This window comes from Arthrobacter sp. Y3221087, from assembly GCF_059089905.1.
The window spans coordinates 118,272-129,766 of record NZ_JBNHFE010000004.1 but is presented as its reverse complement, the minus strand read 5'-3'; the positions used below and the strand labels follow the sequence as shown (position 1 = coordinate 129,766).

Below are 11,495 nucleotides of genomic sequence, written 5' to 3'. Positions count from 1 at the left end.
GTCTCTCGATCCGCCGCCACAAGTGCGCGAGGGTTTGGATAGGGTGGAGGGCATGCCTTCGTTCCAGACGCGCCTGAAGATCACCGGGCTCCGGCCCGGCAACCCGCCGAAATCGGTCATGGAAACCGCCGTCGAGGTCCTCGGAACGCGCCACCACGTCGAGTCCCACCAGCTGCAGATCGCCGGCGGGGTGCCGCAGCTGAACCTGCGGTTCCTCGTGGAGGCGAGCGAGGACAGGGGCGAGAACCAGCAAGCGCGGGAATCGGCAGCGATGATGCGCGACGCCGTCGAACGCGTCGCCCTCACCGGCCAGCTCAGCGTGCTCCGCCGCAGCCGCGGGAAGTGGTTGCCGGTCTAGGCCCTGCCGGCAACGGCGTCAGACCATCGGTCCTGGTTCCTCCACGGGGGACCGGTTGCCGCGGCGCCGGGTAACAATAATTCCGACGACGGCGCCGACCACCAGGCCCAGCGCCACCCCGATCAGGGAGCTCGCCCAGAACGGCAGACCGGTTGCGGACCCGGTGAAGTAGCCCAGGCCCACCAGCCAGCACGCCCACAGCAGGGCACCCAGTCCCGCGCACAGGCTGAAACCCCGGACCCCGACGCTGGCGATGCCGGCTGCTGCCGAGGTGGCAAGGCGGCCGCCGGGGATGAACCTCGCGCCGATGATGGTGCCGTACGTCGATGAGCGCCCCGCCTTGGCGATCGCATCGTGGATACCGCGGTGGAGGCGGCGGCCCCACTTCCACCGGTCCAGCACGTGGCTTAACTTCCGCCGGAACAGCTGGAAGACCACCATGTCACCGATCCAGGATGCCAGCGCGGACAGGAACCCCACCAGGAAAACGTTGGTCCGGCCGTCAGCAGACAATGCCCCGCCGGTGATGACCACCATTTCGGACGGAACAAGCGGAAAAATGGCATCGCCGAGGACTAAGGGGATGATCCAAAAATAGATCGCAGCCCCCCAGGTGTCAGCGCTGCCGAAGTCCATGGGCACAACGTACCGCACTTTTATCTGCTGTTGCCCAGATGCTGGCCGGCGAGGACTTACCAGTATGGCCAACGGTTCGCCAGCCGGAACCAACCGCCCCTGACCGTCATCGCGGCAAGGGAAATTGCGATGTCCAGGCCGGCCGCGGCATAGGCGCAGGCGGCAGGCGCCCGTCTGCCCGGTTGCCCGGCATCAGGTTGAATGCGTCCATGCTTTCCCCTTGCCTCTACCGACTGGTTTAGCGCGGATGGAACGCAGACAGAAGCCCGGACAGCTGATGGGACGGCTGGACACCGAGTTCGGCCTCAAGCCGGTCGGCAACCATTGTGTAGGCGCGAACGGCCGCTGCCCGGTTCCCGGCAGCGAGGTGCGCCTGGACCAGGAGGAAGTGGGCCGATTCACGCAGCGGTTCGATGCTCACCGCCGACAGCGCAGCGATGACGGCCCGTCCGGGTTCGTTCGCGGAGAGGTACTGACGTGCCAGGAACTCCAGCGCACTGAGCCGCAACTGCCGCAGCCGCTCCTGCTCGAACACCACCCAGTCCTCGTACCAGCCGGGCAGCAACTCGGCCCGGCTCAGGTGGTCCAGGTAACTGTCGGGAATGTGGACTCCGGGTTGTTCCCGCAGGGTTGCCACATGCCGCTGCAGGGCTGCCACATCCAACTGCACAGATTCGTCCAGTTCGAGGGTGGCGGCACCGGCACGGAGGAGGTGCGGGAACGAATGGGAGATGCACCATACGGTGCTCCGCAGGTTGCCGGCGGCCTGTGTTTCGCTGCTTTTCGGCCAGAGCAGCCCGGACAGGAAGCTCCGGTGCCGGCAGCCCAGGAGCCCAACGCATGCGATAAGCCGCTGTTCACGGCTTGCCACCGTCATTGTCGTGTTGCCCCGCTGCAGCCGCCAAGCCCCCAGCAGGCTCAAGTGCCATTCCTGTGCCAGCGCCACTGTCATGCCGATCCCCTTCAAGCGGCGAACACTTGATCCCCCAGACACCATCGTGACATCTGCCCTGATCGTGTCAATACGGTTTAGTTACAGAGGGGGGAGGGTGCGTGACTACCTAACCGCATGACAAATGGGCCTACTTGTCACATACCAGGAAATTTCGGGAATTTTGACGCGGACGGCGGGAAAGGTTCAAACCTTCGTGCTGTCTTCACCCTGTTGCAGCAGGTCAAGCCAGCGCCGTACTGCAAGCAGGATGTCATCTGCATTACCGGCCGCCTCCTCCATTTCGCGGTCATTTCCCGGGCGGCTGGAAATAAGGCGGGCCCGGAGGGAGTGGTTTTGCGCTGGTTCCACCCAAGCTCGAATTACCATCGTGCCTTCTTTGTCCGCCATAAACGGGCGCCTGCTTTCCTTGGTGATGGTCTGGTTTCCCGGACAAATTACCGCCCGGTATCACCATCCTAAACGCACGATTTCGGTGCCTGCGCCATAAACCCCGGCAGCACCTATCGCAGAAACAACGCGAAAATAACGGGACAGTGACGAAGCCGCCACGGTCGCCCGCGTTGACTGATCGCGAGACGTGGAGAGGGGGTGATTGACATGACGGAACTTACAATTCAGGACCTGGATGGCCAGCAGGTGGAGCTGCTGCCCGCGAGGGAAACCCTGTATTCGTTTGGCGACACCTTCAGCCTGAACCTGGCTGCTGTTGATGCGACCAATACTTCTGCCGCACTGAACGTTGCTTCACTGTGGTCGAATGCACACAGCATCGCACTTCAGAGCGTCCACGTTAGCCAGTAGCAATTCAATGACCACCACATTCATGCCCGGGTAATGCCGGGGGAGAGGGGTAAGGTGCCATGGCGGCATCAACCGCGCTATCACCCGCGGAACTCGACGCCGAAGTTATGGAGTTGCTGCCCGAAAGGGAAACCCTGTTCTTCGACATCAATATCGCACCTGTGATCGCTGTGAATCTGTCGTTCGCGATTAATGCGGGCACGGTCAATTCCGTCGCGAACTCGGCTGCGCTCCAGGAGATTCTGGTCCTGCAAAAGTAGGTCGGCTTCATCCGCATTCCGGCGGGCACGCCCCAATGCCGGGGCGTGCCCGCCGCCTCAACCACTCAATGTATCGGTGGGAAATGTGACAACAACACCGGACGCCGCTTTTGACCAGCGCTGGTCGCTTGCTCCCGGAGTCAGGGTCCTGGGCCAGGTTGAAGGCTCCGGACTGAAGCAGCGCAGCTATTTGGTGCAGCGCGGGGATGGGCAAATAGTCCAGCTGTCGGAACTGTTGCACCTGGTGATGCTCGCCGTGTCGGCGGACAAACAGCCCTCGGAGGTGGCGCGGGAAATCAGCGACACCTACGGCCGGGAGTTGGACGTCAGCGGGCTCCACCACCTTCTCGTTCAGCGGCTGGCACCCATCGGGCTGGTCCAGAATGTTGCGGCAGACACCACAGGCATCCCTGGGCCTCCCACCGCGGACCCGCTGCTGTCAATCCGGCTCCGGGGGACGCTCCTTTCCGAAAAGACGGTCAACGCCCTGGCCCGGTTCCTGTCACCGCTCTATTGGCCTCCGGTGGTGGCCGTCGTGCTGGGGGTCGTGGCCGCCGTCGACATCCTGGTCATCCTCCAAGGCGACTTCCTGGCATCGCTGCAGCAGGTATTGCTGACGCCTGCACTGCTGCTCGCCCTCTTTGCAGTGCTGATGGCGGGAGCCGTGATCCACGAACTTGGCCATGCCACGGCCTGCCGGTACGGCGGTGCGCGGCCGGGGGTTATCGGCGTCGGCGTCTACATCGTCTTTCCCGCCTTCTTCACCAACGTCACCGACTCCTACCGGCTGGGCAGGGCGGGCCGGCTCCGCACCGACCTCGGCGGGCTGTACTTCAACTGCCTGTGCCTCCTCGCGTTTGGCTCTGCCTACTTGGCCACTGGGCAAGGGTTCTTCCTGCTGGCGGCCGCCCTGATGCACCTCGGGATGGTCCAGCAGCTGGTACCCACGCTGCGATTCGATGGCTACTTTGTCCTGGCCGATATCGCCGGTGTGCCGGACTTGTTCAACCGGATCCGCCCGGTTCTCGTCAGCCTGCTCCCGGGCCATCCGGCGGATCCGCGGGTCACGGAGCTGCGGCCGTTTGCCCGGCGGATCGTCACTGCCTGGGTTGTCCTGGTGGTGCCACTGCTGCTGCTGGCGCTGGGCTGGATGCTGCTGAACCTGCCCCTGATCCTGGAGCAGACCGCAGTTGCCATTCGCCGGCACGCCGGAATCGCAGCCACGGCCATAGGGGCAGGGGACCCTGCCACCGCCACGCTCGCCGTTCTGTCCGTTCTCCTGCTGGCCCTGCCGGTGGCCGGCCTGGTGATCCTCCTGTACCGGCTGCTTCTGGTCCTGCTCACTGTGGTCCTCCGCTTAGCCAGGCGCGTACGGGCGCCGCGGACGGTCAAGGCAGCACAACCACTCCAGAAAGGAAGCCAGGCCATGGCCCTCGACCTACCCTCCGCGGCCACGCGCGCTACCGATGTCCCTCCTGCTGCAAGGCACGACGCCGTTCCCACCCTTCAGGATTTCCTCGCTCAACGGCCCGTCCCCCCGGCAGTGCTGGCCGAGGAAGGCTGGCAGGGCGCCATCCGCCGGCTCAGCGGCAGTTCCCTCAACCCTGCCCCCGGCCGCCGTGAGCGCATCCACCTGCAAGCAATCGACGACGTCCAGCGCCGGCTGGACGGACCCCGCACCGTGGTGGTGGTCAACCCCAAGGGTGGTGCGCACAAGACCACCGCAACCCTGCTCCTCGCCGCAACCCTGGGAATCCACCGCGGCGGCTACACACTCGCCTGGGACAACAACGAAACGCGCGGCACGCTCGGGTGGCGTGCGCCGGCAGCAGGGCACACCGGGACCGCTGTTGACCTGCTGCAGGAGGTGGACCGCTTCGAAGACCCCGTCCTGGGGCGGATCGGGGACCTCGACAGGTACGTCCGTTACCAAGGTTCGACGCAGTTTGACGTGCTGGCCTCCGACGAGGACGCTGCCGGTGCGGCCACCATCGGCGCCCGCGAATTCGACCGGCTGCATACGGCGCTGCGCCGCTTCTACCGGGTCATCATGGTGGACACCGGCAACAACATGCGCTCCTCCAACTGGGAGGCAGCGGTGGCGGCGGCGGACGAGCTGGTCATCGTCTCCACCCTCCGCGAAGACACGGTGGCCAGCGCCGTCTGGCTCATCGACGGCCTGCGTGAGCGCGGGTACCACGCGAAGATCGCCAATGCTGTGACCCTGCTCGCCGCGCCGTCCCCGCAGATCGACCGGGACCTTCACAGGAAGGCCCGCAGCCACCTCGCGGGCCTGACGAGGAACGTCCTGGATGTTCCATACGACCGGTCCCTTGTTTCGGGAGCGCGCCTGAACTACCAGGCGCTGCAGCCGGAAACCCGCGAGGCCTGGCTGCACGCCGCAGCCGCCGTGGTGCGCGGCCTCTGAGCGCGATGCCCTGGCCGCAGGCGCCTTTCCATCATCAGCCTCCTTAGGCGCGCGCCCGCGCAGCCTCGCTGAGTTCCAGTCCGCTGCGGTACTCCACCGGCTTCCCTGAGACCGGGTCTACGAACCTGATGCCCCGGGCCAGGAGCTGCAGGGGCCTGGTGTAATCGTCCGGGGCCTTGTCCAGCAGGTCCGGATAAAAGGCGTCGTTGACAATTCCCAGTCCCAGGGACGCCATGTGTACCCGCAGCTGGTGCGTCTTGCCGGTGTGCGGTTCCAGACGGTACCTGGCGAGGCGGCCACCGCCATCGGTGCCCGGAGCACCCACCGCAGGGCCGCCGTCGAACGTTTCCAGCCGCTCAATCCGCGTTTCGGCGTTGGGTTCGCCTTCGACCACCTCCGCGAGGAGGTAGCTGCGGGACTTGGTCATCCGATTGCGCACCACAACGGGAAATTCGACGGCGGGATGCCCGGGAGCGGGCTCGGCAGCGGACACGCACTCGTATTCCTTCTGCACCTGCCGCTTCTCGAAGAGCACCTGGTACTTCCCGCGGGTCTGCGGATTGGTGGAGAACAGCAGCACCCCGGCGGTCATCCGGTCCAGCCGGTGCATGGGAATGAGGTCCGGCAGGCCGAGCTGGTTGCGGAGCCGCACCAGGGCCGACTCCTGGATGTACGTGCCGCCGGGGGTGGTGGGCAGGAAGTGCGGCTTGTCCACCACCAGCAGGTGCTCGTCCTGGTGCAGGATGCTGATGTCCACGGGAATCCGGGTCTCCGGCGGGAGCGTGCGGTAATACCAGATGAAGGTGTGGTCCTGCAGGGGAGTGCCGCGGTGCAGTGGAACACCGCCTTCGCCCACTATCTCGCCGGCGTCGAACCGATCCTCGATGCCCTGGGGGTCGATGTGGCCCCATCGGTGCATCATGTAGTCCATCGCGGTGTCCCAAGGACCCTCCTCCGGAAGGCGCAGGCGGGTGGCGTTGACGCCGTCGCGCACGGGGAGGGGGGATTGCATCACCGGTCCATTCTACTTTGCGGGCCCGAATCCCCTTTCCGCAACCGACGATAAAAAAGTTCTTGACAATAAAAGTTGTCGGTAAGAGGATGGGTGCATGTTGGACATCGAAGTGATCGAGGACCCGGCGGCGGCCGAAGCGTCGCTGGATCCTATTCGCACCCGGATCCTTCGGGAGTTGGGCACGCCCGGGTCCGCCACGCAGCTGGCCGTGAAGGTGGGGCTGCCCCGGCAGAAGGTCAACTACCACCTCAAGGCCCTCGAAAGGCACGGGCTGGTGGAACTGGTGGAGGAGCGGCGCAAGGGCAACGTGACCGAACGCATCCTCCAGGCCACAGCCGCCTCCTACCTCATCTCACCCTCGGCGCTGGCCTCCGTTTCCCCGGACCCCCGCCGCTTCGCGGACCGGTTCTCGGCGTTCTGGCTGCTCGCCCTCGCCGGGCGGATGGTCCAGGAGGTGGGAAAGCTGATCGCCGGGGCCGCGGCTGCCCGCCAGAAGCTCGCCACATTCGCCATCGACGGCGAGGTCACCTTCCGTACCGCCGCTGAGCGCGCCGCGTTCGCTGAGGAACTCGGCGTGGCGGTCACGCGGCTGGTGGACAAATACCATGACGGTGATGCCTCCTCCCGCGGGCGGCGGCACCGGCTGGTGGTGGCTTTGCACCCGGTACTCAAAACAACCAATCAGACCCCCTCAGGCAAGGAGCAGGACAATGTCTGACAACCGCAACTTCGAGATCGTCTACGACACCGAACTGCCCGGTACGCCAGCCCGCGTGTGGGAGGCCGTTACCACGGGGACCCCCGCATGGATGTTTCCCACGGACCAGTGGCCGGACGTCAAGACCGTGAACGAATACCCCGCCCACCTGGTGTCCCGGATGGACGGCCCCGACGGCTGGTTCAACCAGCTGGAGCATGTCCTGGAACCGCTCGATGGCGGACGCGCCCGGCTGCACTACGTCCACAGCGGAATTTTCGCGGACAACTGGGACGAGCAGTACGACGGTGCCAGCCGCCACACGGAGTTCTACCTGCACACGCTGGCCCAGTACCTGCAGCACTTCGATGGCAAGCCGGTGGTCTTCACCGATGTCCAGGGGCCGGCCGCCTCCCAGGTCCCGGACGGGTTCGAGCAGCTCCGCAAGGCGCTGGGTGTCGAAGCCGCCCGGCAGGGTTCCGCCGTGGATGTGGAGCTCGACGGCGTGGGGCGGCTCGTTCGTGAAGTGGACTTCACGAACGAGCACTTCCTGGGCCTGCGCACCTCCGACGCGATGTTCCGGTTCTTTGGCCGCAACGCCTGGGGCGCCCCCGTGGGAATGACCGTCCACGACTTCAGCGGCACGGGGGATTCGGAAACCACCGCCAAGGCGTGGAGCGGCTTCCTGGAGCGCGTGTACGCGTAGCGGCGGCCCGACCGGTTTCGACGCGCACAATCGGATGTGACCCGCACATTACCTGGCGCAGTGGAAATATCCGCCGCGGCAGGTAATTTGCGTCGGGCGGAGGAATTGCCGCGTCGAAAGCGGTTGGACGGTCAGGCGGCCCAGCCGCGGCCGATGGCTTCCAGGGCCAGACTGTAGACGTCTTCCCAGGGTGCGTCCGGCGGGCCCATCTGGGCCACTTCCAGGCTGATCAGGCCGTGGACCTGCGCCCAGATGGCCATGGCCACCATCTCCGCTGGCGCAGGACGCAGCGTGCCCGCTGCCTGGGCTGCGGAGACCGCCCCGATCAGTGGATCCATCGCCCCGGCCGCGGCTTCCGGGCTGGGCTTGCAGTCCGCGTAGGCCGCCATGGCTCCGCCAAACATGAGCCGGTACAGTGCGGTATGTTCCAGAGCCCAGCTCCGATAGGCAATTCCGAGCCCCCGGAGCCCTCCCTGGGCCGCCTGTTCCTGGGACTCACGGAATGACCGGAATCCGTGGTCCATGACAGCGGTCAGCAGCTGGGATTTTCCCCCGAACAGCGCGTAAACAGCTGTAGTGGACGTGCCTGCGGCGGCCGCCACGTCGCGGAGGGTTAGCCGCGACGGACCTTCACGGTCCACGAGGTCGGCAGTCATTTCCAGCAGTTGCTGTTTGAGGGAATCGGTGTGCATTACAGGTCTTGCCATGGGGCCAATTCTTTCATAACGTTGTTACATAACAGCGTTATGAAATGCAGCGGAAGTCAAAATATCCGTCCGCTTCCCCTTGAAGGAGCCCCCCATGGCGCAGGAAGTCTTTCCGGGCCGGTACACCGCCGACCCCGCCCGTGATTCCGTCAGTGTTTTCCTGATCGGCATGCGGGCAAACCGCTGGTGGAAGCTTGGGGCCGTCGGAAAGGTCGCCTCGGCCATGCCGCCGATGCTCCGGCACCTGGCCTCCGACCCTCAGTCCGGAATGCTTGGTTTTGAGCAATGGCTGGGGCGGACCACGGTCCTGGTCAGCTACTGGGAGAGCCCGGAGCATCTAAGGAAGTTCGCGGCGGACCGGGAGGCTCCGCACCTGGAACCCTGGCGGCGTTTCATGAAGGAGATGGCAGGACGCGGCGACGTCGGCATTTGGCACGAAACGTACCAGGTGCCCGCTGGCGGGATCGAGGCGGTCTACAGCGGCATGCCGCTGTTCGGGCTGGCCAAAGCCACCAGCCATGTTCCCATCGGGCCCGGAAGCAATACCGCAAAGCAGCGGATGGGTCGCGCCGCCCCGCGGAATGACAAGGCAGCTGACCGGGCGGCAGCAGGAGCCCAGCCGCCTGCCTCCCCAACCAGGTAGCGCCAACTGCGGTGATGGGCGTCCGAAACGACGCTTGGCGCTAGCTACTTGCGGTGGCGCTCACGCGATCGCCACCGCCGGGGCGGTGGTGAGGGTGCGCCGGAGTTGGGGAGCGGCGTTGAGCTTGTCCTGGGCGGCGCGCAATGCCAGCACCGCAGTTTCCAGCTGCTCAGGCGGCAAGGTGAAGGGCACCCGCAGGAACCGTTCGAACGCTCCGCCGATTCCGAACCTCGGCCCGGCGGCCAGCCGGATGCCGAACTCCGGCGCCAGGACTGTCAGCGCGGTGCTGGACGGAGCCGGCAGCCGGCACCACACGGACAGGCCGCCGGCGGGCACGGGGGTCTCCCAGCCGGGCAGATGCCCGCGCAGCAGCTCAAGCAGCGCTGCCCTGTTGGTCCGCAGCGCCGCCAACCGGGCAGGGAGCGGTTCGTCCATGGCCCGGACCAGGTGTGCGGCCGCGAGCTGCTCCATAATCGGACCGCCCAGGTCAACGGTGGTGCGCGCAGCCGCCAAGCGCCCGATCATGGCTTCGGAAGCCCGGATCCAGCCGGTCCGCAGGCCGCCCCAGTGCGATTTGCTGAGTGAGCCGATTGTGACCACGTTGGGGCTGAAGCCTGCCAGGGGAGTGGTGCCCACGCCGTCGAGGTTCAGTTCGCGGAGCGTCTCATCCGCCACCAGGACCGTGCCGGTGGCCGCGGCGGCGCGGACCAGCCTCCGGCGCTGGGTGTCGGGCATGGCCATGCCGGTGGGGTTGTGGAAGTCCGGCACCATATACGCGAGCTTGGGGCGCTGCTGGGCCAGGACAGTTTCCAGTGCTGGCAGGTCCCAGCCGCCGGGTGCAAAGGCGACGGGAACGGGCCGGCACCTGGCGGCCCGGATTGCGTCCAGGGCGTTGGGGTAGCTGGGGTGTTCCACGAGGACCCGGTCCTGACGGTCCGCCAGGGTGCGGAGGACTATGGTCAGTGCGTGCTGGGCGCCTGACGTCACCATCACCTGCCCCGCATGGGTGGGCACCCCGGCGGCCGTGTACCTGTCTGCGATCGCCTGGCGGAGCGGAAGCAGGCCGATGGCGTCGTAGCCAAAACCCGGCAGCAGGGCCGGAAGTTCGGTCAGTGCGGCGGCGAAAGCCCGGTGCACGACTTCGCCGCTGGCCGGCAGCGCCGAATAGGCCAGGTCCAGCAGCCCTTCCGGCGCTGCCAGGCCCGGGGCGGAGATGGCCCCGGCCCCTTTCCAGCCCGTCCCTGCTCCACCAGTCCCTGTCCCGCCAGCCTCTGTCCCACTGGCTTCCTTGAGTTTGGCGGGGCCGAAAATCGCCGGTCCGAACGGGTTCAGGTCGGGGATCCGGGTCCTGCCGCGGCTGCCTTGTCCGCTGCTGAGGAAACCCTGTTCCCGGAGGATCGCGTAGGCGGCCGTAACGGTGGTCCGGCTGACACCCAGGGCCGCGGACAGCGCGCGCTCACTGGGAAGGGCAGTATCAAGGGGCACCCTGCCGTCCAGGATGAGCAGCCGGACCACATCGGCCAGTTCCCGGTACGCCGGTCCGGCCCCGCGGTTCCATGGCCCCAGAAGGCGGGCGAGCGCTGCTGAACTCAGGGAAGGGGCCATATAGCCAGTGTCTCAAACTGGCTATGTAATCAAAAGCCAGTTGCGTGGGAGGGTTGATCCCATGATGACCCGCAGACTGATCCAGCTCTTCACCGGCCTCGCCATGTACGGCATTTCCCTGGCAATGTTCATCCGGGCCGGGCTTGGCCTGGACCCATGGGACGTCTTTCACCAAGGGCTGGCGAACCGGACCGGGCTGAGCATCGGCATGGTGGTCATCATCGTGAGCTTCCTGGTGCTCCTGCTGTGGATCCCCCTGCGGCAGTGGCCCGGCTTCGGAACCCTTTGCAACGCCGTCCTGGTGGGCGTCTTCGCCGACGTCGGGCTGGCCCTGATCCCCACCGTGTCCCAACTTTTCGGCCAGGTGGGGATGCTTGCCGGCGCTGTCCTGCTGAACGGCATCGCCTCCGCCTGCTACATCGGTGCCCGCTTTGGCCCCGGGGCCAGGGACGGGCTGATGACCGGCCTGGCCCGGCGTACCGGCTGGTCCGTCCGCCTGTCCCGCACTCTGATCGAGGTGACCGTCCTGGCCGTCGGTTGGGTCCTGGGCGGTTCGGTGGGCGTGGGAACCGTTGTCTACGCACTGGCCATCGGACCCCTGGTGCAGCTGCTGCTGCCGCGGTTCATGGTTCCGGCCGCAGTGCCGAAGACTGCCGGCGCTTCACCTGCCACCGTTTGCTGAGC

Annotated in this window: 14 protein-coding genes; 8 read left to right on the top strand and 6 right to left on the bottom strand. The window is 66.2% G+C overall.

Going from position 1 to position 11,495, the window contains the following annotated elements:
- Window positions 1-52 precede the first annotated feature (52 nt).
- Window positions 53-358, top strand: a complete 306-nt coding sequence (locus tag AC5RUO_RS14105; RefSeq protein WP_494103845.1) for a hypothetical protein — start codon at window positions 53-55, stop codon at window positions 356-358.
- An 18-nt stretch (window positions 359-376) separates the two neighbouring features.
- Here AC5RUO_RS14105 and AC5RUO_RS14100 read toward each other — a convergent pair whose 3' ends face one another.
- From AC5RUO_RS14100 to AC5RUO_RS14090, 3 genes are all read right to left on the bottom strand, one after another.
- Window positions 377-994 (bottom strand): DedA family protein, encoded by a 618-nt coding sequence (locus AC5RUO_RS14100; protein ID WP_494103844.1) that lies wholly within the window; start codon window positions 992-994, stop codon window positions 377-379.
- A gap of 238 nt (window positions 995-1,232) precedes the next feature.
- On the bottom strand, window positions 1,233-1,946 hold the full coding sequence (locus AC5RUO_RS14095) for an AfsR/SARP family transcriptional regulator (RefSeq protein ID WP_494103843.1): 714 nt from the start codon (window positions 1,944-1,946) through the stop codon (window positions 1,233-1,235).
- A gap of 186 nt (window positions 1,947-2,132) precedes the next feature.
- Window positions 2,133-2,336, bottom strand: coding sequence for a hypothetical protein (locus tag AC5RUO_RS14090; protein ID WP_494103842.1), 204 nt, complete (start codon window positions 2,334-2,336; stop codon window positions 2,133-2,135).
- Window positions 2,337-2,546: 210 nt separating this feature from the next.
- Between AC5RUO_RS14090 and AC5RUO_RS14085 the strand changes: the two genes are divergently transcribed.
- The 3 genes from AC5RUO_RS14085 (at window position 2,547) to AC5RUO_RS14075 (ending at window position 5,438) form a co-directional block, all read left to right on the top strand.
- Entirely contained in the window at window positions 2,547-2,750 is a 204-nt protein-coding gene (locus tag AC5RUO_RS14085; RefSeq protein WP_494010802.1) for a hypothetical protein, read from the top strand.
- A 59-nt stretch (window positions 2,751-2,809) separates the two neighbouring features.
- On the top strand, window positions 2,810-3,010 hold the full coding sequence (locus AC5RUO_RS14080) for a hypothetical protein (protein WP_494010801.1): 201 nt from the start codon (window positions 2,810-2,812) through the stop codon (window positions 3,008-3,010).
- Between the two features lie 85 nt (window positions 3,011-3,095).
- Window positions 3,096-5,438 carry a MinD/ParA family ATP-binding protein gene (locus tag AC5RUO_RS14075; protein ID WP_494103841.1) on the top strand — a complete coding sequence of 781 codons (2,343 nt, stop codon included), beginning with the start codon at window positions 3,096-3,098 and terminating at the stop codon, window positions 5,436-5,438.
- Window positions 5,439-5,481: 43 nt separating this feature from the next.
- Here AC5RUO_RS14075 and AC5RUO_RS14070 read toward each other — a convergent pair whose 3' ends face one another.
- On the bottom strand, window positions 5,482-6,450 hold the full coding sequence (locus AC5RUO_RS14070) for an RluA family pseudouridine synthase (protein WP_494052199.1): 969 nt from the start codon (window positions 6,448-6,450) through the stop codon (window positions 5,482-5,484).
- Window positions 6,451-6,547: 97 nt separating this feature from the next.
- Between AC5RUO_RS14070 and AC5RUO_RS14065 the strand changes: the two genes are divergently transcribed.
- Both AC5RUO_RS14065 and AC5RUO_RS14060 read left to right on the top strand, forming a co-directional pair.
- On the top strand, window positions 6,548-7,171 hold the full coding sequence (locus tag AC5RUO_RS14065) for an ArsR/SmtB family transcription factor (RefSeq protein ID WP_494103840.1): 624 nt from the start codon (window positions 6,548-6,550) through the stop codon (window positions 7,169-7,171).
- On the top strand, window positions 7,164-7,856 hold the full coding sequence (locus tag AC5RUO_RS14060; protein WP_494103839.1) for an SRPBCC family protein: 693 nt from the start codon (window positions 7,164-7,166) through the stop codon (window positions 7,854-7,856). Before AC5RUO_RS14065 ends, AC5RUO_RS14060 begins: the two co-directional genes overlap by 8 nt.
- Before the next feature lie 131 nt (window positions 7,857-7,987).
- On the opposite strand, the gene AC5RUO_RS14055 is transcribed toward AC5RUO_RS14060, so the two are convergent.
- The gene (locus AC5RUO_RS14055) at window positions 7,988-8,563 is read right to left on the bottom strand and encodes a TetR-like C-terminal domain-containing protein (protein ID WP_494010797.1); all 576 of its coding nucleotides are present in this window, start codon (window positions 8,561-8,563) and stop codon (window positions 7,988-7,990) included.
- Between the two features lie 94 nt (window positions 8,564-8,657).
- On the opposite strand from AC5RUO_RS14055, the gene AC5RUO_RS14050 reads away from it, so the two are divergent.
- Entirely contained in the window at window positions 8,658-9,206 is a 549-nt protein-coding gene (locus AC5RUO_RS14050) for a DUF4188 domain-containing protein (RefSeq protein ID WP_494103838.1), read from the top strand.
- 60 nt (window positions 9,207-9,266) lie between these two features.
- On the opposite strand, the gene yczR is transcribed toward AC5RUO_RS14050, so the two are convergent.
- A complete protein-coding gene (gene yczR / locus AC5RUO_RS14045) occupies window positions 9,267-10,811 on the bottom strand; it encodes a MocR-like transcription factor YczR (protein ID WP_494010795.1) in 1,545 nt (514 codons plus the stop codon).
- Between the two features lie 61 nt (window positions 10,812-10,872).
- On the opposite strand from yczR, the gene yczE reads away from it, so the two are divergent.
- Window positions 10,873-11,493, top strand: coding sequence for a membrane protein YczE (gene yczE, locus AC5RUO_RS14040; RefSeq protein ID WP_494010794.1), 621 nt, complete (start codon window positions 10,873-10,875; stop codon window positions 11,491-11,493).
- The last annotated feature ends 2 nt before the right edge of the window (window positions 11,494-11,495 follow it).

Excerpts from the sequence above, each read along its gene's own strand:
- AC5RUO_RS14105 (WP_494103845.1), top strand. The coding sequence starts at position 53 with ATGCCTTCGTTCCAGACGCGCCTGAAGATCACCGGGCTCCGGCCCGGC.
- AC5RUO_RS14100 (WP_494103844.1), bottom strand. The coding sequence starts at position 994 with ATGGACTTCGGCAGCGCTGACACCTGGGGGGCTGCGATCTATTTTTGG.
- AC5RUO_RS14095 (WP_494103843.1), bottom strand. The coding sequence starts at position 1,946 with ATGACAGTGGCGCTGGCACAGGAATGGCACTTGAGCCTGCTGGGGGCT.
- AC5RUO_RS14090 (WP_494103842.1), bottom strand. The coding sequence starts at position 2,336 with ATGGCGGACAAAGAAGGCACGATGGTAATTCGAGCTTGGGTGGAACCA.
- AC5RUO_RS14085 (WP_494010802.1), top strand. The coding sequence starts at position 2,547 with ATGACGGAACTTACAATTCAGGACCTGGATGGCCAGCAGGTGGAGCTG.
- AC5RUO_RS14080 (WP_494010801.1), top strand. The coding sequence starts at position 2,810 with ATGGCGGCATCAACCGCGCTATCACCCGCGGAACTCGACGCCGAAGTT.
- AC5RUO_RS14070 (WP_494052199.1), bottom strand. The coding sequence starts at position 6,450 with ATGCAATCCCCCCTCCCCGTGCGCGACGGCGTCAACGCCACCCGCCTG.
- AC5RUO_RS14065 (WP_494103840.1), top strand. The coding sequence starts at position 6,548 with ATGTTGGACATCGAAGTGATCGAGGACCCGGCGGCGGCCGAAGCGTCG.
- AC5RUO_RS14060 (WP_494103839.1), top strand. The coding sequence starts at position 7,164 with ATGTCTGACAACCGCAACTTCGAGATCGTCTACGACACCGAACTGCCC.
- AC5RUO_RS14055 (WP_494010797.1), bottom strand. The coding sequence starts at position 8,563 with ATGGCAAGACCTGTAATGCACACCGATTCCCTCAAACAGCAACTGCTG.
- AC5RUO_RS14050 (WP_494103838.1), top strand. The coding sequence starts at position 8,658 with ATGGCGCAGGAAGTCTTTCCGGGCCGGTACACCGCCGACCCCGCCCGT.
- yczR (WP_494010795.1), bottom strand. The coding sequence starts at position 10,811 with ATGGCCCCTTCCCTGAGTTCAGCAGCGCTCGCCCGCCTTCTGGGGCCA.
- yczE (WP_494010794.1), top strand. The coding sequence starts at position 10,873 with ATGATGACCCGCAGACTGATCCAGCTCTTCACCGGCCTCGCCATGTAC.